This window comes from Syntrophothermus lipocalidus DSM 12680 (genome assembly GCF_000092405.1).
Lineage (GTDB): Bacteria > Bacillota > Syntrophomonadia > Syntrophomonadales > Syntrophothermaceae > Syntrophothermus > Syntrophothermus lipocalidus.
In genome coordinates this window covers 2,174,370-2,198,736 of the sequence record NC_014220.1, presented here as the reverse complement: position 1 = coordinate 2,198,736, position 24,367 = coordinate 2,174,370, and the positions used below count along the sequence as shown (strand labels likewise).

21 protein-coding genes are annotated in these 24,367 nt (G+C 53.8%); 8 read left to right on the top strand and 13 right to left on the bottom strand.

Going from position 1 to position 24,367, the window contains the following annotated elements; all coding sequences use genetic code 11:
• Positions 1-1,593 carry a citramalate synthase gene (gene cimA, locus SLIP_RS10675; protein ID WP_013176299.1) on the top strand — a complete coding sequence of 531 codons (1,593 nt, stop codon included), beginning with the start codon at positions 1-3 and terminating at the stop codon, positions 1,591-1,593.
• Between the two features lie 40 nt (positions 1,594-1,633).
• Here the strand turns inward: cimA and SLIP_RS10670 are convergent, their stop codons facing one another.
• The 6 genes from SLIP_RS10670 to SLIP_RS10650 all read right to left on the bottom strand — a co-directional run bounded on the left by SLIP_RS10670 (position 1,634) and on the right by SLIP_RS10650 (position 5,844).
• Positions 1,634-3,193, bottom strand: coding sequence for an L-lactate permease (locus SLIP_RS10670; RefSeq protein ID WP_041433036.1), 1,560 nt, complete (start codon positions 3,191-3,193; stop codon positions 1,634-1,636).
• Between the two features lie 193 nt (positions 3,194-3,386).
• Positions 3,387-3,626 (bottom strand): hypothetical protein, encoded by a 240-nt coding sequence (locus SLIP_RS10665; protein WP_013176297.1) that lies wholly within the window; start codon positions 3,624-3,626, stop codon positions 3,387-3,389.
• A 38-nt stretch (positions 3,627-3,664) separates the two neighbouring features.
• A complete protein-coding gene (locus tag SLIP_RS12805; RefSeq protein ID WP_169303765.1) occupies positions 3,665-3,808 on the bottom strand; it encodes a hypothetical protein in 144 nt (47 codons plus the stop codon).
• Between the two features lie 94 nt (positions 3,809-3,902).
• On the bottom strand, positions 3,903-4,298 hold the full coding sequence (locus SLIP_RS13040) for an FxLYD domain-containing protein (protein ID WP_278078301.1): 396 nt from the start codon (positions 4,296-4,298) through the stop codon (positions 3,903-3,905).
• 214 nt (positions 4,299-4,512) lie between these two features.
• Positions 4,513-4,686 carry a hypothetical protein gene (locus SLIP_RS12800; protein WP_169303764.1) on the bottom strand — a complete coding sequence of 58 codons (174 nt, stop codon included), beginning with the start codon at positions 4,684-4,686 and terminating at the stop codon, positions 4,513-4,515.
• A gap of 270 nt (positions 4,687-4,956) precedes the next feature.
• Positions 4,957-5,844, bottom strand: coding sequence for a hypothetical protein (locus tag SLIP_RS10650; RefSeq protein ID WP_013176295.1), 888 nt, complete (start codon positions 5,842-5,844; stop codon positions 4,957-4,959).
• Between the two features lie 188 nt (positions 5,845-6,032).
• Between SLIP_RS10650 and SLIP_RS10645 the strand changes: the two genes are divergently transcribed.
• Positions 6,033-7,454: an RtcB family protein gene (locus tag SLIP_RS10645; protein ID WP_013176294.1), complete on the top strand. Its 1,422-nt coding sequence runs from the start codon at positions 6,033-6,035 to the stop codon at positions 7,452-7,454.
• Here the strand turns inward: SLIP_RS10645 and SLIP_RS10640 are convergent.
• The 6 genes from SLIP_RS10640 to SLIP_RS10615 all read right to left on the bottom strand — a co-directional run bounded on the left by SLIP_RS10640 (position 7,451) and on the right by SLIP_RS10615 (position 14,286).
• Complete coding sequence (locus SLIP_RS10640; RefSeq protein ID WP_041433032.1) at positions 7,451-7,705, bottom strand: cation transporting ATPase C-terminal domain-containing protein; 255 nt, start codon at positions 7,703-7,705, stop codon at positions 7,451-7,453. The two genes, SLIP_RS10645 and SLIP_RS10640, sit on opposite strands and share 4 nt — an antisense overlap.
• A 174-nt stretch (positions 7,706-7,879) precedes the next feature.
• Positions 7,880-8,512, bottom strand: coding sequence for a hypothetical protein (locus SLIP_RS10635; protein ID WP_013176293.1), 633 nt, complete (start codon positions 8,510-8,512; stop codon positions 7,880-7,882).
• 112 nt (positions 8,513-8,624) lie between these two features.
• Positions 8,625-12,302, bottom strand: a complete 3,678-nt coding sequence (locus SLIP_RS10630; protein WP_013176292.1) for a CARDB domain-containing protein — start codon at positions 12,300-12,302, stop codon at positions 8,625-8,627.
• A 66-nt stretch (positions 12,303-12,368) separates the two neighbouring features.
• Entirely contained in the window at positions 12,369-12,977 is a 609-nt protein-coding gene (locus SLIP_RS10625) for a hypothetical protein (RefSeq protein ID WP_013176291.1), read from the bottom strand.
• Positions 12,978-12,996: 19 nt separating this feature from the next.
• Positions 12,997-13,506, bottom strand: coding sequence for a DUF3592 domain-containing protein (locus tag SLIP_RS10620; RefSeq protein ID WP_013176290.1), 510 nt, complete (start codon positions 13,504-13,506; stop codon positions 12,997-12,999).
• 42 nt (positions 13,507-13,548) lie between these two features.
• Complete coding sequence (locus tag SLIP_RS10615; RefSeq protein ID WP_013176289.1) at positions 13,549-14,286, bottom strand: LolA family protein; 738 nt, start codon at positions 14,284-14,286, stop codon at positions 13,549-13,551.
• A 389-nt stretch (positions 14,287-14,675) separates the two neighbouring features.
• Between SLIP_RS10615 and SLIP_RS10610 the strand changes: the two genes are divergently transcribed.
• The 3 genes from SLIP_RS10610 to SLIP_RS10600 all read left to right on the top strand — a co-directional run bounded on the left by SLIP_RS10610 (position 14,676) and on the right by SLIP_RS10600 (position 19,783).
• Positions 14,676-15,875 carry a DNA polymerase Y family protein gene (locus tag SLIP_RS10610; protein ID WP_041433030.1) on the top strand — a complete coding sequence of 400 codons (1,200 nt, stop codon included), beginning with the start codon at positions 14,676-14,678 and terminating at the stop codon, positions 15,873-15,875.
• Positions 15,872-16,120: a DUF6504 family protein gene (locus SLIP_RS10605; protein ID WP_013176287.1), complete on the top strand. Its 249-nt coding sequence runs from the start codon at positions 15,872-15,874 to the stop codon at positions 16,118-16,120. The genes SLIP_RS10610 and SLIP_RS10605 overlap by 4 nt, the downstream gene beginning before the upstream one ends.
• Positions 16,121-16,681: 561 nt before the next feature.
• Entirely contained in the window at positions 16,682-19,783 is a 3,102-nt protein-coding gene (locus tag SLIP_RS10600) for a DNA polymerase III subunit alpha (protein WP_041433028.1), read from the top strand.
• Between the two features lie 86 nt (positions 19,784-19,869).
• Here SLIP_RS10600 and SLIP_RS10595 read toward each other — a convergent pair whose 3' ends face one another.
• Positions 19,870-20,718 carry a DUF72 domain-containing protein gene (locus SLIP_RS10595; protein ID WP_013176285.1) on the bottom strand — a complete coding sequence of 283 codons (849 nt, stop codon included), beginning with the start codon at positions 20,716-20,718 and terminating at the stop codon, positions 19,870-19,872.
• A gap of 187 nt (positions 20,719-20,905) precedes the next feature.
• On the opposite strand from SLIP_RS10595, the gene cdaA reads away from it, so the two are divergent.
• The 3 genes from cdaA to SLIP_RS10580 are packed head-to-tail and all read left to right on the top strand — an operon-like array spanning position 20,906 to position 24,286.
• A complete protein-coding gene (cdaA, locus tag SLIP_RS10590; protein WP_013176284.1) occupies positions 20,906-21,727 on the top strand; it encodes a diadenylate cyclase CdaA in 822 nt (273 codons plus the stop codon).
• Positions 21,714-22,637, top strand: coding sequence for a CdaR family protein (locus SLIP_RS10585; RefSeq protein WP_013176283.1), 924 nt, complete (start codon positions 21,714-21,716; stop codon positions 22,635-22,637). Before cdaA ends, SLIP_RS10585 begins: the two co-directional genes overlap by 14 nt.
• Positions 22,634-24,286 (top strand): NAD(P)/FAD-dependent oxidoreductase, encoded by a 1,653-nt coding sequence (locus SLIP_RS10580; protein WP_013176282.1) that lies wholly within the window; start codon positions 22,634-22,636, stop codon positions 24,284-24,286. Before SLIP_RS10585 ends, SLIP_RS10580 begins: the two co-directional genes overlap by 4 nt.
• Positions 24,287-24,367 lie beyond the last annotated feature (81 nt).

The following is a 24,367-nucleotide window of genomic DNA, read 5'->3' as shown; positions in this document are numbered from 1 at the left end:
TTGATTTATGATACCACCCTCCGCGATGGGTCACAGGGAGAGGGATTGGCCTTTTCGGTGGAAGACAAGCTGAAAATTGCCAAAAAACTCGACTGGCTGGGCGTAAGCTACATCGAAGGCGGGTGGCCGGGAAGTAATCCTAAGGACCTGGAGTTTTTCAGCCGCATAAAAGAAGTCGAGTTAAAGCACGCGCGCATCACGGCCTTTAGCAGTACCCGAAAACCGGACTCTAGCGTCTGGCAAGATGCCAACCTGCGGGCCCTCTTGGAAGCCAAGACCGAGGCGGTCACGATTTTCGGTAAGAGCTGGGACTTTCACGTGTACCGGGCTTTGGGTACTACCCTGGAAGAAAACTTACAGATGGTGAGGGATACGGTTTCATACTTAAAGGATCGCGGATTAGAGGTTATTTTCGATGCCGAGCATTTTTTCGACGGTTACCGATGTAATCCGGATTATGCTCTGCAGGTTCTGGGGGCTGCTGCTGATGCCGGAGCTGACTGGTTGGTCCTCTGTGATACCAACGGGGGCACTCTCCCTTGGGACCTAGAAGAAACGATAAGCGAGGTTAAAAAGCATTTTAACCTGCCCCTGGGTATTCATGCCCATAACGATAGTGCTTGCGCGGTGGTGAATTCCCTCATTGCAGTCAGGCTTGGCGCCACCCAGGTTCAGGGAACAATGAATGGTTACGGGGAAAGATGCGGGAATGCGGATATCTCAAGTATTATCCCCATCCTCGAGCTGAAGATGCAGAAGCGGTGTATTCCCGACAATCACCTATCAAGGTTAACAGAGGTATCGCACTATGTAAGTGAAGTGGCAAATATGCCTCGATACAACAGCCAGCCCTTCGTAGGGTACGGGGCATTTGCTCACAAAGGAGGCGTTCATGTAAACGCCCTTTTGAAAGATCCTTTAACCTACGAACACATCGATCCGGCTGCGGTTGGTAACCACCGCCGGGTCTTGGTGTCAGAGCTGTCAGGCCTTTCCAACTTGCTCTACAAAGCCAGAGAACTGAACCTCGATATAAATTCCTATGACAGCCGAACGCGAGAGGTCATACAAGAAATAAAGGAGTTGGAAAGCCAAGGATTCCAGTTCGAAGGCGCAGATGCTTCGTTAGAGTTGTTGCTACGGAGGGCTTTCGGCGAGTATCAAGACTTTTTCCAACTGCAAAACCTAAAAATACTCATCGAAAAGCGGGAGGATAACGGCATTATTGCCGAGGCGATGATAAAGCTAACCGTGGACAGCAAAACCGTTCATACCGCGGCTGAGGGTGACGGGCCAGTAAATGCCTTGGACAACGCTTTAAGGAAGGCTCTTACGGAGTTTTATCCGATGATACAGGAGATGCATCTTCGGGACTATAAAGTCAGGGTCCTGGACGGTACTGACGGTACGGCAGCCAAGGTTAGGGTGTTGATTGAATCTTCGGACGAAAAAGATAGCTGGAGTACCGTTGGAGTTTCGGAAAACATCATCGAAGCCAGTTGGCAGGCATTAGTAGACAGCCTCAACTACATGCTTATGAAAAGGCTGAGCCCGACTGGTTCGAAGGAAGACACAGACGAACAAGACGAATAAAAAAGAGGCCCTTTTTAAGGGCCTCTTTTGATTTAGCTTGCTAAGCCCACAGCAAGGTTAGGACCGCAGCCACGCTGGTAAGTATGAGTGCTAGTATTACCGCGACTTTTATTACTTGTGACTCGGTCCCCAGGGCGTCTATGGTTGCGGCTGCGTTTTGCAGTTTAGCAGGAGATATGACGCTGGCTAGGCCTCCGGCTATCGCTGTTCCCGCCGTTACTATGAGCGCGTTTACGTTCAAGAGTTTGGAAGTTAATAGATGATACTTGGTAAACAGGGCTATGGTGGAGGCTTCGCTGCCTGTTACGAAGCCACCCAACAAACCAAGAAAGGCGGCTACAGCCGGGTATAGGCCTCTGAAGAACTCGGCTGAACTGGTGGCCAGGATGTAGACCATGTTATTGCTCGGTTTGAGCAATGACCAATTGCCTGTAACTGAAACGTAACCAGAATAATTCATTACGTAAGCTATGGCAAAAAATACAGCCGCCGAAAAAACAGGACGCGGGGCTCTATGCCACCACTTGACCAAAACCTCACGCCACTCCTGCCTGGAAGGCCGGATGAACGGCACTGCCAGCAAGGTACTTATAATAACCCAGGTGTAAGCATTCCACAGCATCCTGGTCATTATCGGTTTGCCGCCGGGAATGATGTTGACTGGCATTGCCAGCTGTTTGAACAGGTAGTCGAAGACCGGGGGATAGAAATTGATAAAGAGGCAGGCACCGATGAGGATGAGCCACGGGCTCAAAGCTCGTCCCAGGGACATGGTACTCTCAGTTTCCAGTTCTTCCGGAGTCAAAGAAGCCCGGTCGAGTATGGGGCGACCTTTCAATTTCAAGTATAGGAGCATCATGAGGATAGTGGCTATGCCGGCTATGACCCCTGTTAACACAATGCCTTTGCCGATGTGGGCTACGGCCACCGCAGTGAACCCCATGGTTAAACCCGCCAGCAAGCACGGAACAGCCCCTTCTTTCATTTTCTGCCATCCCCCGACTATCCAGAGCATACCGAAGCCAATCATAGTGGAGACCACTGGCATAAACTTCGCAAAGATTAACGCCGAAGTTGTAAGAGGGGTTCCGGTCATGTCTGCGTATACCACTAGCGGAGCACCTAAGAGGGCATAAGTGCACAATGAGTCAAACCCTAGAGCCGGAAGAGCGATTGCCACGAACGTCGAGTAGCCGAGGGCGATCATAATAGGGGGAAGAATCGATACCGGGGTAGCCCCAACCGCGACGAGAAGAGTCCCGATACCCATGTTTATAATCATGACCTGAACGCAGTGATCCTGGCGGGCCACAGTCTTTACGAAAAGAACAATGCGCTTCAAAGCCCCGGTGCATTCTAGAAAGGTTATCTGAAAAATAGAAGTAGCTACCATCAAGGAAACAGGGAAAGAAGCGATTATCCCTGCCATGCTCGCGGTCAGACCAACCTGCATCGAGGTATGAAAGAAAAGGCCAGCGATTATAAGGGTGAGGACCCATCCTACCAACCCACTGGTATCAGCAGCCCATTTTCCGTACACCAATAACACCAATACGAGGGCAATAGGCAGCAGCGTCAACAATACTTTCACTTGTTCCATCCTCCCGTCCTTCATTGTTAAATTTGAGACACGACTCAGTGATACTTCTCCGCAGCAACCAAAAATCCTGCTTTAACAGGGGATAAGCCAAACATTTTTTGGAGCCATGCTTACTCAAGACTGCTGCCCAAGCCTTGAATTACCGCTGTTCCGATTAAAAGGGGCCATTCACGCAAAACTTTTCTAAACCGACCTACGGGGCGGAAGTTTTGATTTCCGCAATCCTGTAGCCTATATCAGCTCTTATTCTCTTAACCTGCGCTTCACAGACCGGGCAGATGACCACTTCGAAATCGGGAACCCGGTTGTCGTTGACTGCTATTACCGTTAACTTGCTCCCGCAGTCCGGGCAAACCATATCTGACCATTCCAGATCTAAGCCGTTGGCGGAAAGATAAGCTAATTCGTATGCAAGATCATCACTTATCGCCATGCGCAAACCCTCCGCTTCCTAATTATGTAGGACATTGTTCAAACCAATTCTTTCAGATGGTTTATCTTGCTGTAGTTATTGAACTGCGCGGCATTTACGCTCCAGAACACCCGGGTAAAGAACAAGAAGCCGTCGAGTGCTACAGGCAGTCCGGCTAATACCCGTTTAAATGTACCCGGCACTGAGCCAGCTTAAATCCCAATAGGGCGTTGAGGCCGAAAACGCTGGTCGCCAATCAAGATCGACACTGAAGGTCGGGCCAGGGTTAAGAAAACATCAAGGTGTTGTCATGGGTTTAAGGATGGACTCCCCTTTTCGATCCACGGTCAAAAAATCCCCATAAAAGTCTCGGAAGTCAACCCGTGCCAGGCAAGCCTTGGGGTGTACAGTAGCTGCTACTCGAAAAAGGGATACTTTCCCCGGGCCTAAAGTCTTCGATTTAATATCGGCGGACTCGTTTTTCAAAAGATTGCCCTCTTTATCGTACAGGCTAAACACAACTTTTACTTGGTCCAAATCCTCCTTGCAAACGTTCTTTATCTTGCCTTCAGCTACAAAGAATAGGTCCGACGACTGGTACCAGCGCCAGTTTATGACCTGTACCTGGGGCGACTTCCTAGACTCCGCTTTTTTAGGTATAGGGGTTTTGGAGGCACAGGAGGTTCCTCCCAATAAGGCAGCCAGTAACAAGCAAAAGATTCCGATTTTGCTAAGGTTCAGTTTAACTACACCTCCATACGACTCATCTAGGCTCTAATGCATACAAAGTTGCCGAGCTTCGAGCAGGAGAGGCCAACCACGATGTCAAATACCTTCAATAACCGAGTCATGCCTGGGCGGAGACGTTGTACTACGTCCTTAAGTGGGGAGTATTATGGTCGTAATCCTACTCGTCGTCACCTTTATGGTCTCCTTTTCGGTGGCATTTATAACCGACCGGGTCTTTCGACGACCCATAGAGTCTATACTCAACCGGCTCATACCCGAGGACATCAATTATGCCTGGAGCAAGTACCTGCAGTTTGCCATCTATGTAGTCGGCCTGAATTATTGTTCTCATCGCCTACGTTATCATCAAGATCTTTGAAAGTAAACGCGAAAAAAGAGCCACAGATTGATAGTCGTCCATTTGACGCTGATTAACGCAGATTTCTTAAAAAGCGTTAATCTGCCCCGAAAACTAGCCACAGATGTGCACAGATGGTCACTGATGAACACAGATTTTTTATTACAGGATTTCCAGATTCTCCCCCTGGAAAACCAAGTTTTCATACTCTAGTGGTGACACTTCCCAGTGTCGTTGGGGTCTGCGTCTTATTTTATAACCACATCAGCTACGCGATATTTTCTGGACCTCGATTTCCGAACTCACCATTTTCTCTAATTCTTCGTTGCTAAAAGTGACTCCGTGTTTAGCCGCCAGCCTTTGCAAATGGCCCAAGTATGACCGGTCTTGGAAGAAGGTCTTCACATAAGCGGCTACCCACTGCATTTTGCTCGGTTTTTCCGGGAGTCCTGGGTTGACCTTCCGGAAAGATGACTCGAACCAGTCGTCTTGCATGGACACCAGCTCGTCTTTAACCAGTGCCCGCAAGTTGCCCAGGCAGTGCTCTACCGCCTGCAGGTAGATGTTGTCCCTTTTTAGAGCTGCTTTGAGGGCAACTATGTCCTCGTTGCTGTAGCTGAAGGTGCGGGCCCAAGCCTCTGCGTCCTGAAAACTCGGTCGCTTGCGAATCCCGTACTTGTCCAGAAGGCTCCGGATTTTCTCTTCAGACGTATCGTACTGTAAAAGGGACAAATCCACCCCTTTTTCGGCCAGGGCTGTCTCTAACTTACCCATATCCTGCCACGGGATATCTATCTCTTGAGGCCACGGAATCCCCGGTTTTCGATATCCGGCCACGAACTCGCGAATCACGGGACGTGCTTCCGATAGCATCTTTTCGTTGATTTCTTCTCGTATGAGACCGGACAGGTTAGCCGGGGGCCGCAGGTCGTTGTCTTTGAGGATGGCGGAAATTTTTTCGGCCAAGGCCTGGACTTCTTTACGCATCATTTCTTTTTTGTCAAATACGGCGCCGAGAGACGTAGCCTCTTCAATCATTTCTGTCCAGTCGGCTAAGAGGTCTTCCCAGTTCTCTTCTAGGTAGCTTTTAATGAACGGGCGGGCATCTCCCTGTTTCGCTTTCTTACCGGTTAGAAAATCGAACCACCCCACGAAGCACAGCCCCCTTTTTCGTACCCGTCTGGTCTTCGGCTTTAATTTAAATCTCATTCTACAAAAGTTGGAAGGAATCCTGCTTGGGGTATGCTTAGTTATCCAAGTGGCAGTTTCGGGCGGTTTATGGTAAACCCCGCGCAGTGTTATGATTAAGATAGGCCGGAGCACGAAGGAAGGGTGGGAGTATGAAGCTGGAGCAGGTAGGTTTCAACCGTTACCGCCTGCCCCGTCAGGGCAAGATGAGGGTCAGCGGTTTAGTTTATGCTAGTCCCGCGCTGTTGGAGCATGTAAGGGGGGACAACTCTTTGCAGCAGCTAGCTCATGCAGCCCAACTGCCAGGGGTAGTAGAGCCAGTGCTGGGAATGCCCGACATACACGAAGGCTTCGGTTTACCCATCGGAGGGGTAATGGCAGTGAGCGAAGAAGGCGTGATTTCTGCGGGGGCGGTAGGGATGGATATCAACTGTGGGGTTCGGCTCTTGCGGACCGAGCTTTCTGCCGACAGTTTTGACCGGCCTCTCTTACGCAAGCTTATGACCGAAGTCGAAGCGCTGGTTCCGACCGGGGTCGGGAAGAAAGGACTTCACCGTGGCATTACTGCCCGCATTTTCGAAGAGGTAGTCTACCAGGGGGCAACAGCGGTAGTAAAGGCTGGCTTCGGATGCCCGGAAGACATAGAACGTATTGAAGAAAACGGCTGCCTGCCAGGAGCTGACTTGGCAGAAGTGAGTAGAGAAGCAATCAAGCGGGGCTCGGAACAGCTGGGGACCCTAGGGGGAGGGAACCATTTCATCGAGTTGCAGAGGGTCGACAAGGTCTTCGATCCGGAAGTGGCTGAACGTTTTGGCCTTTTTGAGGGGCAGTTGACGGTCATGATCCACACCGGAAGCCGGGGCTTCGGTCACCAAATCTGCACTGACTACTCCAAGGGCCATATCCCGGCCGCACCCCGTTATGGAATTGAGCTTCCAAGTAAGGGTCTGGCCTGTGCTCCTATTGATTCCGCAGAAGGAAGGAGTTACTACGCTGCTATGGCCTGTGCGGTCAACTACGCTTTTGCTAACCGGCAGATAATTACGGCCGACATTCGGCAGGCTTTTGTCCAGGTACTGGGACTGCGGTTAGAAGACATAGGATTGCAGGTAGTCTACGACGTGGCTCACAACATTGCCAAGTGGGAGGAGCACGGCGGAAGACGGCTGCTGGTGCACCGCAAAGGGGCGACCCGAGCCCTGCCTCCCGGACACCCGGCTAATCCCCCTGTCTATCGCGGGACCGGGCACCCTGCATTGGTACCGGGCAGCATGGGCACTGCTTCGTACGTATTAGTGGGGACAGACCTGGCTGCAGAGTCTTTCTTTTCCGTGAATCACGGAGCGGGAAGGACCCTGTCCCGCTCGGCTGCGGAAAGGAGTATTACGAAGGAAGAGTTCGAAGCCAGTATGGGGGAGATTCTCTACAACACGCGCAATTTTCGAGATGTTGTGGATGAGGCTCCTCAGGCCTACAAAGATATTGAAGAAGTGGTTGATACCTTGGTTGAGATCGGTCTAACCCGCAAGATAGCCCGGATGATGCCGATGGCTGTTATAAAAGGTAAGGATTAAGCGGTTCTTGCTTCGAACAGTTTCACGATTTCCCACCAAAGAGTTGCGACAGCCGCCAACCCTAAAGCACTAACGAGCTGAAGCGGATCTAAAGGAGTTGTTCTTACCACTGAGTTGGCTGCTGGCCAGTAGACGATAAGGCCTAGGGCGAAAATAACGCCGAAATCGATATGCCAGACTATTTTGTCTTTCAGCCTTGATATCGCAGCCAGAGTGGGCGATATCGTACCATAAGCATAAGCGTATTGCACACGACGATTGACCTCAAGACGATCGATTTTGACTACATACACATATGAACATATCTAGGCACAGGCAGCGGGCTTGGCCCACCCCGCTGCCTGGCCTTATCCTTTTCGGTATTTAGATTACGGATGTCAGTCGACTGCGCTGAACCGCTTCCCATCCTTCCCAAGACATGTCAACTATTCCAGGACTGCACCTGTCGAGGCGTCCAGGTATACGCGCTTGCCGTTCCCGGCCTGGTCCCGGCCATAGATATCCCACCAGACCTTGCAGGACGGGGGCACCTCCCGCGGGGTTGTAACGAATGATGCCTTTTCGTACATCTTCATCGACGTAACCTCCTTTATACCCGCTTCCGCAGCGACCTGCGCTGCCTTGTCGCTGTCGATCCGCCAATCGTTGTTCCAGTCGGGAACCTCATACGGTAGGTTTCCTCCACCGCCCTCCGGGTAGCGGTAAGGTTGCCCGTTCCTGAAGGAGAAAACCCAAATTTCCTTTTTGGACGGCGAAGAGAACCATACCCTCCAGTTCGAACATTTGCCGTCCGTTATGGTTGCCCCGTCCTGATCAGCCTTGCCCTCCAACTTATAAGGGCGGGCGTCACTCGCCCATTGACGGGCGCTTGCAGCAAGCTGCGAGCAGGCCTCCTTTGCCGTTAAGGTGCCGGTTGTTGCAGGTTGCGGCGCACCCTGCTCAGCCTGTTTGGCTCTTTGCGTGCTGCCGGAAGAGTCAGCCCTTTTGTTGTCGCCGCATCCGGCAACTGCCACGAGGACCAGAATGAAGAGAAGAACGAGAAAAGACCATCTGTACATCCATCTCCCTCTCCTTTCTGAGATTTTGGCATATAACTGGGAGAGGCACCGGCGGCACGTTACCGGCACCCCTCTCCGTTAAAAAACTGTTCAGCAAAATGTTCCTAGTTCGTCAGTCTCCCACATTGAATCGCGGGTGGTTCCGGGGTGCGTTGAAGTACCTGACGATTTTCTTGCCTGGGTCCCAACTTACCATCTTGCACCTGTCATTCTGCGGGCCTAGCATATCCGTGCCGTCCAGGTAGATATAAGCGCGGATGATGGCCTTGGCCCAGTCGACTCCGCCGGTGGCGTAAGAGCGGTTGGTCCAGGAGTAGCCGCTGTCCAGAGTGCTGAAACCGGAGTTGCTGGCCCAGACGACCTGGCCGCTGTCGCGGTCGATTATTTCGATCCGGTCCAGACAAACAATGGTCCGGCCCACCCCACCTTCGGCGGAAAGGGTGATCCCGGGGGCGCTCTCCTCGATCAGGAACGACAGGAGATCGGCCGAGGTATCGCTCATGGTCGGGATCAGAGACTGGGCTGCCGCTGAAGCCGTTTCTCCCAGCACGGTCCCCGGGTTGTACTGGGTGCTGACATTGTAAATGGCAGCCGGACCGCTGGCCAACTCGACCTTGACCTCCGCGATCTCCGACTGCTCGTTGCGGTACTTCAAGCGGATGCCGAAGATACCCAGGGTGGTGCTGACATCCCACCCTTGGGTGAAGAAGGTGTCGGGAACGCTGGCGGCAATAGCCCGCGCGCACCCCTTTTTCTTGATTTCATGCCAGCCCGAAGCCGGAGGTGGCGGCGGGGGCGGTGACACGACCAAGTCTACCCGGTACCTCAAGCCCGGGTAGAAGCACTCCGGTTCCGACCTGCCGCTGGCGTTGCCTTTAACGGCTTTAAGGTACATGGGATCTACGTTGTGGTTGTCGAAGGTTACGGTGTAACTGCCGCCGTTGTCGGTGGTGGTAGAGGCAACGACGCTGTTATTAATCCACTTGATCACGTCTACCTTTTGACCAGTCAGAGGATTTCCGTTTTGATCCACTACTCTACCGCTTACCGTGGTCATGGTGGTATAGCTCATGGTGCCGGTCACGTCGGTCACCTGTCCTGCCCGTACGGTGCCGGTTACGGTAGTAGGTGCGAAGCCCCGCTTGGAGAGGCGGAAGGTATAAGTGCCGGCCGGCAGGCTGAAGCTGGCGGGTCCAGCCTGGGTGGTCATGTCTTGCTGCCCTGTTCCTACAACCTCCACGGTCACTCCGGAAAGGAAATTGCCCGTAGCCTGGCTCTTGGCCCCGACCGCGGCACTCCCCATGTTGGTGAGGTAGAGCTTGACATTCATACTGCTCGAGGTCAGCATACCGCTGAAGATGTCCTGCCCGTTATAGCCTATATAACCCGTCTTGCTGGCTTTTACCTGCAGGTTAACCCCGATGGGGACATCGCGGAAGATAGCCATGGAGGCTTCTCCCGTGTTTACTTCCTGGTAGTAGGAGCCTGCGCTGCAGGTAACGGTGAAACCACCCTCGTCAAACGTGCTGTTGTCGGGCTGGCGGATCAGCGCATAGACGGTTCCGGTTTTGAGTATCTCGAGGGTGATGGTTTTACTCAGGGTCGCCGGAGAGATAAGCAGGCTTCCCGGTCCTGGCGGATTGACGGTGACGGTATAGGTGACCGTATTCTGGCTAGGAGGCAGGGCCGCCGGGTGCACAACCACGTCGAACTCGGTGCTGGCCGAGCTTTTAGGATTGATGTTGATGTAGTTGGTCTTAATCACCTGTCCCTGATAGCTGAGCTGCACCGGAAGGTTGGTTATCTGGTAGTTAGAGGTGTTTTTCAAGGTGGCCTTAAAGAATATAGGGTCTCCCAGAGCCGGTTTGCCGCCACCTGCCGACCAGTAACCGCTGGAGGTGAGGGAAACGAACTCGACGGTCGGCAAGAGGAGGCTGGGCTGCAGGCTCGCGGTGTTGTTGGCAGTTGAGACCTCGCCTACTCCAGAAGGCGTCGATACTTGGGCGACAAGCTTGTCGTTGGTGTTGGAGGGCATGGGGAAACCGTTGAAGATCACCTGCTTCTGAGAGTTCTTGGCTATAGTGTTAGATACAGTCTGCAAAGACAGGGCCCCGGGGCTTCCGGTCAGCTTCACCGTAGCTCCAGCCGGGCAGGTACCGGGTCCCAGGTTCTTGACCGTGACCGTCACTTTGACCGGCGCTCCGGGAGCGGCCTTGGAGGGACTAGTGGAAATACCAGTCACGGTGAGGTCCGGTTTGATGATGTTCGGGGTATACTGCTGGCTGTTGTTGTCCGGGTTGATATCACCCGTACCGGCAGGCGGTTCCACCTGGATGGTCATGACTGGGCTGCCGGCGGTCGGCAAAGTAACCCCGCCCACGGTGACGGTGGAGCTAGCCTGGGCCCCAAGGTAAGACATGTTCTTGGTTTTGGTAGTGCCGCCTGCCGTAATCTTGACCACGCCGCCAGCCGGACAGGGAGTGCTTCCGGCGTTCTTGACGGTTACCGACAAGATGACGTTAGCCCCCAGGCTGGCCGGATCCGGCTGCATCTTGACCGCGGTTATGGTGAGGTCGACCGACGGTAAACTCGGCTGCAGGCTCAAGGTATTGTTGTTCGCTGAAACTTCTTTGACATCAGGCGGGGCGAGAACCTCAGCCGTAAGCTTGTCGGTGGCCTTCGACGGCATCGGGAAACTTTCGAAGGTGAACTGCCGCTCCGAGCTCTTGGCTATTGGGGTAGAGGAAGTTTGAGTGGCCTCCGGAGTGCCCGGGCTTCCGGTCAATTTCACCGCAGCTCCCGCCGGGCAGGACCCGGGTCCCAGGTTTTTAACCGTGACCGTGACTTTAACCAGCGATCCGGGAGCAGCAACCGAGGGAACGGTTACGATTTTGGTCACCGTGAGGTCCGGTTCCAGGGTATTAGGGCTGTACTGCCGGCTGTTGTTACTCGGGTTGATATCGGCCGTGCCGGCCGGCGGTTCTACCTGAACGGTTATTTCCTCCTTGCTGGCCTGCGGCAAGGTGACCCCTGCTACGGTAACAGTGGAGCTGGCCTGGGAATTAAGCGAAGACATGGTCTTAGTTTTAATTACCCCGGCAGACGTTATCTTGACCGTACCCCCCGCGGGACAGGCGCTGTTACCGGCATTTTTGACCGTTACCGAAAAGGTAACATTAGCCCCTAGATTAGCGGGATCCGGCTGCATCTTGATCTCGGTTATGGTCAGGTCAGGTCCGGTCTGGGCAGCAGCCGGGGCTGTTGACGGTTTGTCTTCGTCCGAGACTTGAGAGCTGCTCTGTTTTTGCTCCGATAATGGCAAGATTTTCGATACATCGACCGGCAGACCGGAAACCGTGGGAGACACCGATTGGCTTGCCTGCCTAACGCGGAAACTGCTCGACATAACGAAAACGGTGCTTTTAGAGGTGCTCGTAATCTTTATCTGGTAATCATCGCCTTCGGCTAAAGTGGAGGAGATCTTCCAAGAGTAGGTGCCGGCTCCGTCGCTGCCGACCGACGTGTAAGAAGAAATGGTGGTCTTGAACTGGCCTCCTTTATAAAGCTGAATCCGGGCGTACCGCCCTACATCACCTGTATACGTCCAGGCAACGGTATAAGACTGGCCGGCCAGCAGGGTCTCCCCGTCACGCGGGGCAGTGATGGACAGCGACGCCTCCGGCGAAACGCCGCCGGCTGGCCCGGTGGGAGGGAAGAGTGAAAAAGAGACAAGCATAAAAATTGACAAAAGGATTGCCGGGCTGCGTCTTCTCAACAGTACAAAAATCATAGACATTCCTCCTTTCGCTTCGGTAACACCGAACATGGTTCTCGGTTCAATGGGAATCTTAGTGTATTAGTGTATCTGAGGCTCGTATTTCTCTTGCAATGGCTTTAAAATATCTATAATTTCCTTAATTTCTGGCGGGCAAGGAGCTTTCAAATCAGCCACGACCGCCCTTCCATCGTAAGGAGGCGAGTTATAAGTTTGCCCCAGCCATATCATTACCTGAAAATAAGGGTTCTCGTCGCTCGGAAACGGCCATGATTTTGGAGTCGCGGTATAAGCGACGTAGTCCTTCGTGGACCATTGGGGGACCAAGTTCCAGTTCACTTTGGCTAAAGCTGACTTTACGGCGGCGAGTTCCTGGTCGGTGAGTTTCCCCTTTTCGTTGTAAGTATCTCCCCAGTTGCCTTCGGAATCGATCCCTATCTTGTAACAGTGGGCCGAGCCCGGTTTCGGGAAATGGACGAAATCAACGTGCCATAATTCCGGCAAAGTCCCGCCAGGGCCCAGGCTTTGCGGGCCGGACCATTCAGGCCAGGAGACGTTCGACGTCTCGCGCGGCTGGGAAGTCGATTTGGTCTCGTTTTCCTGTACAGCCTGTTTCGGCGATCCACAGCCCGCGAGTGCCGCCAGCGACAGCACCACAAGGATTATGACCGGCAAAAAATACCTATGCATTGGTTCATCTTCTCCTTTCTCAGTTGTAACTTTTCACATCTTCTCCTTTTTTCGACGCGGCAACCGTATACCAGATCCCCGCCGCCCCAACTGCCGTAAAAATGATGCCTATAAGCAGAACCGCAAAAGCAGCCCACGAAAACCCGATTTCCAAAACAGCTAGGGCCGGGTTATCAGGAGCGTAGTGAACGGTGACCTCTTTTCCGGCCGGGTACCTGTCTACCAGACGCCGGGCCGGGCCAGGACTGCCTGAGCTGTACTGGCCGAAGAAAACGTTTTCCGAGGTGTACTCTTTACCGTCAACCGTGTACCGGTAGACTACCTCCGCCCAGTAGGAAGGACCGTCTCGTGGCTCGTGGCTGATGTCTTTTACCTGAGAAGACACAACCCGCCCCGGACATGAAGGCCAGGACAGGCTGGCCAAGGCCTGGTAGACGATGCGGGCCCCCCATATGGTGACCGCGATACCTGCCAGCATTATAAAGCTGAAGCCGAGGATCTCCTTTGTTCGGTTGCGGTCTTCATCCATGACACGTGGTTCCTCCTTAACCGCATCCCTCTGCAGGGCGTGCTACCGATTTGGCAGGTTGGCCGGGAGCTTGTTCATCATGCTGTTGAGATCCGTAACTTGGACGCCGGGAGGGAGTTCGAAGGTATCGGCCGGCAAGGAACCCACGTAGATGTTTTTGTATTCCATTATTGTCTTTTCTCCTGAAGCGGCGGTAGTTTCAACCCTGACAGGCAAACCCAGATCCTCGCGAACCCAAAGCAGGACCTTCTCTCCCTGGCTGCTCGGGGCAATCATTTCCAAGACCTTGCAGCGTGCCCCGTCGTAGATCTCGGTTCGGATTACTTTTACTTTATTGGGGTTGAGGTTTCCGGTGTAGTCGGTGGGAGAAGGGGCCTCGTTCGAATCTGTTCCTGCAGACAATTTGACGGCTTGGTTTTGTTCGGGGTAGTAAGTAATGACGGTGTTGGTAGTGCGGTCAAAAAAAGTAACTATCCTTTTGCCCTCGATAGTGGAATCGGTCTTGAGGCGATTCCCGTCGAGCCACACCTTTCCGGTTTGAGTCCCCTGGGGGGTTGTCAGAATGAATTCATACGACATGCTTTTCAGCCCTTGCCCTTTGGCCAAGACATCGGAAAGCGATTCCTCCTTCGCCGGCTCGCTGACCTGCGTCTTGGTGGAAGGCTGATTGCTTTGTCCCTGCGGCTCATTCTTGGATTCGCCTGGGCCGCACCCGGTCAGAGAAAAACACAGTATCATCGCGAGCAACACTGCGCCGTAGACCCGAATCTTTTTCAACATAGATCGACCTCCCTTTCGTAAAGACAGAACTTGGTTCCCGAATACAGAAAGGAAATCCGCAGAATTCTTCAGCGAAATTATATCGGGAGATCGTCAAAAAAACGTCAAATCCGATCTCGATTTGAAAATTTAAATATGATTCAGACGCTGATTTACGCAGACTTTTTCAGAATTCGTAATCAGATATCACCGCGAAAAGAGTCAACCGCATAGTCTTAACCTAATATGTTGTGGCCATTATTGGCCTCGGCGCTACATACAGGCAAACAGGCAGCCGCCACCTCTTCGGAAGTAGTTTTTAAAGTGAAATCAAAGATGAAAAAGGTCAGGTTGACACACTCAGGGTACCGTTATAAAATACTCATACGAACATATGTTTGGGTGATGTTATGAGCAGAGTGGCCTGCATATTTTTCCCTTATCTTTATGCCGGGTGGGCCCGACGAAAGCATCCCTGGCTTGGCCGGCAGCCCCTGGTCATATTCCGTGAGGGGCGGGTAACAGGGGTTTCGCCCGAGCTGAGAGGGTACGGTTTGGAAGGGTTACCCGTAGCCGAAGCGAAAGGCAAGTGCCCGGATGCTTTTTTTCTGGCTTATGACGAGCCCCTGTACAAAGGAGCCTGTAATCGTTATCTAGAGGCTCTGACCAGGGTTTCCCCTATCATCGAGCCGGTCAGTGATGAGGAATGCTTTTTTGACCTTACAGGGAGCAGCACCGAAAAGGAAATAGCAAAACTGAAAACGAGTTTGGGACCGGATAGGAGCTGGGGGCCGGTGCTGGTAGGAATAGGCAGGAACAAGTTCGTGGCCAGGCTTTTGGCCCGTGCCTTCTGGCAAGCGGGCTCGATAGGTGATTCCGGCTTCTATTGCCTCGAGACAGCTCCTGGCCAGGAAAAGTATTTTATGAAAACTGTTCCCATAACCATGGATTGGCTTTTGCCTCCGAAGGTTCTCGATGCCTTGAGCCGGTTAGGTTTCAAAAGTTACGGAGAACTGCAGGACCTGCGGTTGGACGAACTGGTGGAGATGCTGGGAGAACACGGTTATACAGTCTACCGGCACGGCCGCGGGCTTGACGACACCCCCCTGGTCAACCTTTACCCTCCGGGCAAGCTGGCTTTGGCTTTCGGCCTGGAAGGGGAAACTGAAAGCAGGGGAGTAATAGCCCGGGTTTTGCGGGAATCTGCCCGGGTGCTGGCTTCTCTGCTGTATTCCAGGAGAAAGGGATGCCGCTTTGTCAAGCTGGCGCTGGCATCCGAGGAGGATACATGTGAGGAAGGACGGTTAGTACCGTGGGGATACCGGGAAGAAAGGAAGCTGTATGAAGTCCTGGTTTTGCTTTTAGACAAACTGACTCTTACCGGTCCCGTGGTTGGGGTGAGGGTAGAGGTTTCATCGCTTTACGACTGGGAACTGGCTGAGCAGGATCTTTTTGACCTTAAGCCCAGGCCCCGGCATGACCTGACAGCTGTTGCCTTGGCCTTGAACGAAAAATATCCCGGTATGATTTCGCGGGGAGTAAAGATCGGGCGCAGGGAAGAGGTTTTATCCTTTTGGGATCCCTGGCGTTTTTCGGGTGAGACCAGGTGAGTCGGCTACTTTTCCAAGGCTTAGAAGTGATGAAAAACGAAGAGGGGGAGCCCCAGAAAGTAAAGTGGAAGGGCAGGTGGGCGAAAGTGGCGGTTATCCTAGACCGGTGGTACGATACCGGCTGCTGGTGGGAGAGCGAGCCGCCCAAGCTTTTTTACCGCCTGGAGCTCGAGAACGGGATGGTTTTAGAGTTGTTTTCCGATGGTGCCGGCCAGGGCTGGAGCCTGTACAAGATCTACGATTGACGGATAAGTCCGAAAACTAGCCACAGATGCACACTGACCCGGCACTCAGCTCAAGTCTTTGGTTAACGTCTAGCGTTTTCGGGACTTGCTGTCATGTTACGACTTCAGTCAGCTGAGTGCCGGGCAGATGAACACAGATTTTCCTTAATTGAAGATTTTCTAAAGAATCCGAAGTTTCCATTCTCTAGTGGTGATACCGCCAGATGTCATGGGGGTCTGCTCCGGAAGTAAACCACAGATGGACACTGACCCGGCACTCAGCTCAAGTCTTTGATTAGCGGCTAGGGTTTTCGGGAACCAGTGGCATGTTACAATGTCAGTCAGCTGAGTGCCGGGCAGATGAACACAGATTTATTTTTGATTTAAACGCTGATTTACGCAACCCCCCTTATATACACCAAGCGGTATCACTACCAGAAAATGAACCGCATTCCTCGCAATTTTAAGTCGTATGCATTAATTATTAAAAAATCTGCGTTAATCAGCGTCAAATATAAACATCTGTGTTAATCAGTGCTTATCTGAGTTCATCTGTGGCTCGTTCTTGGGGCAGGTGGTAGGATGTTCGTGCATCTTCACGTGCACAGCTGTTTTTCATTTCTGGACGGGGGGAGCTCAATCAAGAGCCTGGTAGACAGGGCGGCTGAATCAGGCATGCCGGCCCTGGCCCTGACCGATCACGACAACCTGTGCGGCGCGGTCCAGTTCAAGCTAGAAGCCCAAAAAGCGGGAATAAAGCCTATCCAGGGGGTGGAGGTGACCGTAGCCGGGGGATACCACCTTACCCTTTTAGCCGAGGATGAAGAAGGCTACCGTAATCTCTGCCGTATTTTAACCAAAGCCCATCTGGATAATCCCCGGCGCCAGCCTCAGGCGGGCCTAGATATACTGAAGGAGCACGCGGAAGGCATCATCGCCCTGTCGGGCTGCCGCAAAGGGGAGATACCGGCCCGGATTCTTTCCCGCCAGTACGATGCCGCTTACCGGGCTGCTCTGGCTTACCTGGAGATATGGGGAAAAGACGGCTTCTACCTGGAACTGCAGGATACCTACCTGCCCGGCACCAGGACCTTAAACCGGGACCTGGCCGAACTGGCCGAGAAACTGGGGGTGGGTGTGGTGGCCACCAACAACGTCCACTACGCGTGTCCGGAGGACTTTAAGGTTCACGACATCCTGACCTGCGTCCGAACCTTGACCCGGGTGTACGAGGTACACCCGGAACGCCCGCTCAATGCCGAGAACCATCTCAAGCCAGAACGGGAAATGAAGAAGCTTTTTCGGGAGTACCCGCAGGCGGTAGCTAATACGTGGGAGATAGCGGAGCGGTGCCGGCCTTCTCTGGAACCGGGCGCCTCTCTTTTCCCTAGGTTCAACCCGCCTCCCGGCCAGACGGCGGAGTCACTTCTTAGAGAACTTGCTTACCGCGGGGCCAGGAAAAAGTACGGCCGGGTAACGCGAAGGGTCGAAGAGAGGCTGGAACACGAAATCCACATCATCAATACCCTGGGTTATGCCGACTATTTCTTAGTGGTTTGGGATATAGTCGAATACGCCCGCCGGCAGGGGATACGGCATACAGGGCGAGGATCGGTCGCCGATTCTTTTGTAGCCTATTGTTTGGGGATAACCGAGGTAGATTCCCTAGCCCGGGGGCTCCTGTTTGAGCGGTTTATGAGCCTGGAGCGGGCGGAGAAGCCGGATATCGACATCGATTTCGATGCCCGCTGGCGCGACCGCATCTCCGAGTACGTTACCCGGAAATACGGCGAGGACAAGGTGGCGAAGGTCTGCACCTACAGCACGTACAGGGCAAGATCCGCGGTGCGGGAATTGGGCAAAGCTTTGGGGCTGCCCGAAGCCGAACTGGACAGGGTGGCCAAGAGGCTCCCTTACGGTGCCTACGCCGACCGGATTAGGGATATGCTGTCTTTGCTGCCGGAGCTGCGGGAGAGCGGGCTGGATCGGGACAAATTCGCGCTGCTGCTGGACCTGTGTGAAAGAGTGGCCGGTTTTCCCCGTTTTCTGGGTACCCACCTGGGAGGGCTGGTGGTGAGCCGGGAGCCCCTCTGCGATATTACCCCGCTCCAGCAGTCGGCCAAAGGGGAAATCGTTACCCAGTTCGACAAAGACGATGTAGAAGAACTGGGACTCGTTAAGCTCGACCTTTTATCTTTGCGAGCGATGTCGGCGGTCGAAGACACGGTAAGGGCAGTCAAGCAGGAAAAGAAAACGTTCGACTACGAAAAAATACCCCTGGACGATGATGCTACCTACCGCATGATAAACAAAGGACAAACCATCGGGGTTTTTCAACTGGAAAGCCCGGCCCAGAGAGCTCTGCAGGCGCGGCTGGGGGCCTCTGATATCGAGGACATCGTGGCCAGCGTGGCCCTTATAAGGCCGGGGCCGATCAAAGGCAACATGGTAGAACCCTATATATCCCGCCGGCAGGGCCGGGAACCGGTGACTTTCCTGCACCCCGCGCTCGAGCCTATCCTGGCCAAGACCTACGGGGTCATCCTTTTTCAGGAGCAGGTGATCGAGATTGCCACCGCGATTGCCAGATTCACTCCGGGAGAGGCCGACCGCCTGCGTAAAGTGATGACCCACGCCCGTTCCCAGAAAGTGATGGATGAGGTGGGGCGGGAGTTTATCAAGAAAGCGGTGGAAAACGGGGTGTCCCAGGAAGCAGCAGCGACGATATTCAAGGCCATGGCCGGTTACGCCAGCTACGGCTTCTGCGAAGCCCACGCCGCCGCTTTTGCCACCACCAGTTACAAGACCGCATACCTCTTACGCCACTACCCGGCCCAGTTCTACGCGGCTGTTCTCAGCAACCAGCCCATGGGTTACTACCCTCCTCACGTTATCCTGAATGAGGCCAGGCGGAGGGGGATAAAGATACTCCCGCCCTGCATCAACAGGAGCGGGGAAGCCTTCCGGGTGGAAAAAGGCGGCATCCGGATTCCGCTGGCCCGGGTAAAAGGTCTCAGCCGGGAAGGGTTGAAGAAAATCCTGGTTTACCGGCCGTTTGCATCCCTGACCGAGGTGTGGGAGAAAACCGGGCTGGCCCGGGACGAAATGAAGAACCTGATAAAGTGCGGGGCCTTAGATGTATTCGATACCAACCGGCGCCGGCTATTGGTCAAGGCCCGAAAGCTGTATTTTCGACCCCAACCGGCGGGAAACGTAAAAGAAGGGATTATCGCCTTCGATGACGGCGAGGCGGCAGACGCGAAAATGGACATCCCCGATTTTACCGAGGACGAAAAATACGCGATGGAGTTCGAAATCTTAGGTTTGAGCCCGCGGGAGCACCTTATGGCCAGGTTCCGCGGTTACCTAAAGAGGAACGGCTTTAAAAGCAGCCGGGACCTGGCAGCCCTGCCGGACGGGAGCTGGGTAAAGGTAGCAGGGGTACTGCTCTGCCCCCACCGGCCCCCTACCAAAAGCGGCAGGATTACCGTTTTTATGTCGCTGGAGGACGAGTTCGGCCTCACCGATGTGACGGTTTTCGAAGACGTGTATCAGCGCTACGGAGGACTTATATTCTCTCCCCAAACCTCGCCGCTGGTAGTGGAAGGGGTTTTGCAGAAAAGAGGCAACGCAGTCAGCGTGGTGGCAAAAATTATAAAACGATTGGTATTAGACGCTGATTAACGCAGATTTTATATGATTATAAAATTATAAATTACTGCTATATATTTAATAAATTTTAGTTATTATTAATCAGCGTTAATCTGCGTCTAGTTAAATGAATCTGTACCTACCTGTGGCTTTGTGGCTAGCTGTCCTAGCATTTCGCGAATCCGGAGGGCGTTTCTCACCGCGTAATCGCCGAAGTTGTTGTTCATCAGTATGTGCATTTCTTCTGCTTTCTCAGATAGGGGCAAGACTCGTCCGAGAAGCTCTTCGAGTTCTTCATCCGAGTACAGGTAATTAAACCTCTCGCCGCTCGTTTTCAGGCCTTTTCTGTACCACATTTGAGCATTGCGGCCGTGGAAACGGCAGATTACGAGTTTCGGGTAGGTTACCTCTGCTACCATCGGTACACTGCCCTGCCCAATCTGGGGCTCATCGCAGACCACGTTGACCAGGCGGTTATCGGCGAGCAGTTTCAAGGTCTGGTCGCGCGTATCGCCCTCAAACCAAGAGCGGTGCCTGAATTCTACCGCCAGGGTGAAGGAGGCCAGCCGCTCCCGGCACCACAGAAGATAGCTTATATTCCGGGGGTTGCAGACGAAAAACGGGGGAAACTGGAGCAGAACCGCCCTCAGCTTGCCCGCTTCTTCCAAGGGAGTCAGGGAAGAGGCGAAGCGATTGACGATGTAGGCGAGCTCATCCTTGTCCATAGGGGAACGGTCGTGCCTGGTTATCACCCGGTAGGCCTTGACATCGAAGACAAAGTTTTCCGGAGTTTTTCTAGCCCAGCCGGCAAAATTGCGAGCGGGCTGAAGCGCGTAGAAGGTGCTGTCGATCTCCACTACCGGGAAAAACTGGGCATAATATTCTAGCTGTCGGGTGGGTTTTAGACCAGGGGGGTAAAAATCGGTGTGATCGCTCCAGGCGCAGGTGCCTACGAGAACAGTTCCCACTTGTCTATTTTATCCTCCTCTAATAAATTGCAACCTGTTCCTTATTTTGCAAAACCTCACGCGAATACTTAAAATATATCGTAGAAGCCCTGGGGTTTGATGTCAATGCTTCTTTTTTTCATCCAAACGCGGAATTTAGGTTGTTCAAGAATCTAGACAGGGGGGCAGTTTCCTGGACATCGCGGTATTGTCAGAATTCATCACCGACCCAATAAAGGTCGTGCTTTCTTTACTGGACATACTCATCGTGTCTTACCTTTTCTACCGCTTACTCTTGTTGATCAGGGGCACCCGGGCAGAACAGCTGCTGAAGGGCCTGTTGTTGCTACTCGTTTTCTCTATCGGTTCTCGGTACCTGCAACTGGAAGTCGTGGGCTGGCTGATGGAAAAGATGTGGACCATGCTGTTCGTGGCTTTACCGGTCGTGTTCCAACCCGAACTGCGCCGGGCTCTGGAGCAACTGGGACGGGGCCATTTTTTTGCTGGCACCACCTCCCGCTGGACCGATAGAGACACGGTCATAGAAGAAATACTTAAAGCGGTTGCTATCCTCTCTCAAACCCAGACCGGGGCCTTGATAGTCGTCGAGAGAGATACGGGTATCAAAGACTACATCGAAAGCGGCGTGCCGCTGGATGCCCTGGTCAGCTCCCAGTTGCTGGTCAACATATTTACCCCCAAGACGCCTCTGCACGACGGGGCGGTTATTGTAAGCAACGGAAGGATAGTTAGGGCTGGGTGTTTTCTGCCTTTGACCGACAACCCTAACTTGGCCGAGGACCTGGGAACCAGGCACCGGGCCGGTATTGGCATCACCGAGGTTTCCGATGCTTTGACCATAGTAGTGTCGGAGGAGACGGGGAGTGTTTCCTGCGCTCTCGAAGGCAAGCTTAGCCGCGATCTGGACCAGAAGGGAGTGCGGGAAATTCTTGAACGAGAATTGTTGGGCAAAAGAGACCGCAAAAGCGAGGTTTTCAAGGTTTTGAGGTGGCCAAATGAACGGGAGTAAGAAGAATACCACCGGTTTGAAGATTATTTCGTTGGTGCTGGCGGTGATGCTGTGGCTGTTCGTCACCAACGAGAACGTTATCATCACCCGCAAAGAGATCACGGGAGTCAAGCTCAACCATATCAATCTCGAGGAAGGTTTGAAGGCTTCACATACCGACAAGGTTTCCGTGGAAGTAATTGGTACTCCTAAAGAAGCCTCGGACATAAACGCCTACATTGACCTCAAAGGGCTGGAGCCCGGCATCTATACCCTGCCGGTCAAAGTGGAGCCCGTCCCTGGGGCCCGGGTGACCAAGATCCGGCCGGAACAGGTAAAGGTTCAGGTTTTTAAGACCGAAGAAAACATCTTTCCCGTGACCTGCCGGGTGCAGAAACCTCCGCCCGCCGGTTATACTGTAGAAGGCATGATTACGGTCCCAGAAAAATGCCTGGTAAAAGGGCCGCAAGAAGTGGTGAGAAAGGTAGCCTCAGTGGTGACGTTTTTGGACCTGACTGACCGGACTGAAACATCTTCGTTCTATGCTCCGGCGCGGGCGGTAGATGCGAGGGGGGAAACCGTAACGGATAACATCACCTTGATCCCAGACCAGGTAAAGGTTTACGTGGTTGTGGGCCAGGAACGTACCCTGACCAAAGTTGCGGTTAATCCTACTCTGACGGGCAAGCTGCCGGACGGCTACGTTTTGGGGGATATGCGGGCAGAGCCGTCCGAGGTCACTTTGATCGGGCCTCCCGGCACCCCGGCTCCTTCCTTGCAAGTGACGACATCCCCCGTCAGCCTGGAGGGACATACCCTTCCTTTCACGGAAGAGGCCGCTGTAACCGTTCCCCAGGGTGTCTCGGCATTCCCGGAGCGGGTCCGGGTCATGGTCGATGTTAAACCGGTTACTAAAGAGGAGAGCCCATGAAGATAAGGATTCGTAACCTGAGGCTGGGCTTGGAAGAAAACGAGAACCGGCTCAAGCATTTAGCCGCAGGCAGGCTGGGGGTCAAACCGGCTTCTCTAAGGAATTGGAGCATAGCCAGGAAGGCAGTGGACGCCCGCCGGCAAAAGGTGGTGCTGGTCTATACGGTTGATGTAGAGCTTTCCAGCCGGGCCGATTTGGACCTGGCGGTTTTGGCGTCACCGGAGGTATCGATAATTCAGGATCGCCTACCCGCTAAATTGAGGGAAGGGGAAGAGACCGTGCGCTACTCGCCGGTTATTGTCGGTTCTGGGCCTGCAGGTCTTTTTTGTGCGCTAGGACTAGCGCGATACGGCTACCGGCCTGTAGTCATCGAGCGGGGGCGCGAGGTAAGAAAGCGGGCGAAGGATGTAGAAGAGTTCTGGCAGAACGGGGTTTTGAACCCGGAATCGAACGTCCAGTTCGGGGAAGGCGGGGCCGGGACCTTTTCCGACGGCAAGTTGATCACCCGCATTGGGGATGAGCGGGTAGATAAGGTGCTCGAGACTTTTGTAAACTTCGGGGCCCCGGAGGAGATTCGCTACTTGAAAAAGCCTCACATAGGGACCGACCGGCTGCGCAAGGTGGTGGAGGGGATGCGTCGCCAAATCCTCGAGTGGGGAGGCGAAGTCTACTTCGGTGCCCGCCTTACCGACATCGACTGGGCTGCGGGCAGAGTGCGGGGGATAACCGTCAACCACCGGGTCAAGGTCCCTTGTTCGGTGTTGGTGCTTGCCACCGGCAACGGCGCTCGGGATGTTTACCGGCTCCTAGCCGACCGCAACATCAGCCTCGTGCCCAAGGGGTTTGCCGTTGGAGTGAGGGTCGAGCACCCCCAGGCCCTTATAGATACCATCCAATACGGGCAATGGGCAGGACATCCTCGCTTGGGACCTGCCGACTACCACCTCACCTACCAGGACCGGGAAACCGGCCGCTCCTTGTACACCTTCTGCATGTGTCCGGGGGGATACGTCATAGCCGCTGCCTCCGAACCAGAGACGGTGGTTACTAACGGGATGAGCTACTATGACCGGGACTCCGGCGTCGCCAACAGTGCCTTGGTGGTGACCGTGGCGCCTTCGGACTGGGATGGCACTTCACTTGGTGGAGTTAGCTTCCAGGAAGAGGTGGAGCGTAAGGCCTTTGCCGCAGGGCGGGGAGGATACCGGGCTTGTGCCCAGCTGCTGGAGGATTTTCTAGCGGGACGGGTTGGTTCTGGGATTCCGAACGGCCAGGTCACGTACAGACCCGGGGTGACCCCGGCCAACCTGTGGGAGGTACTGCCATTGGAGCTCGCCCGGGTCCTGCAGAAGGGGATAACGGAGTTCGGACGCAAAATGAAAGGATTCATTGACCCGGCAGCGGTGCTGACAGGGGTAGAAACCAGGACTTCGGCTCCAGTACGCATCGAGCGGGGGCCTGATTACAGCTCGGTCAGTGTCAGGGGACTGTATCCTTGCGGGGAAGGGGCCGGTTATGCCGGGGGCATCGTGAGCTCGGCGGTAGACGGGTTGAGAGTAGCAGAAACTATCATCACTACCTATAAAAAACCGCTTGACAAGATAACCCTTGAAGCCAATCATGGTATTATTGATGCGAGGAGTCTCTGAGCGGACGGGCTAATGCCCCTCGACAAAGCCACAGTGGCGGCTTGATTCCTCAATAGCGATACCGTGAGAAGTGTTGTGAGG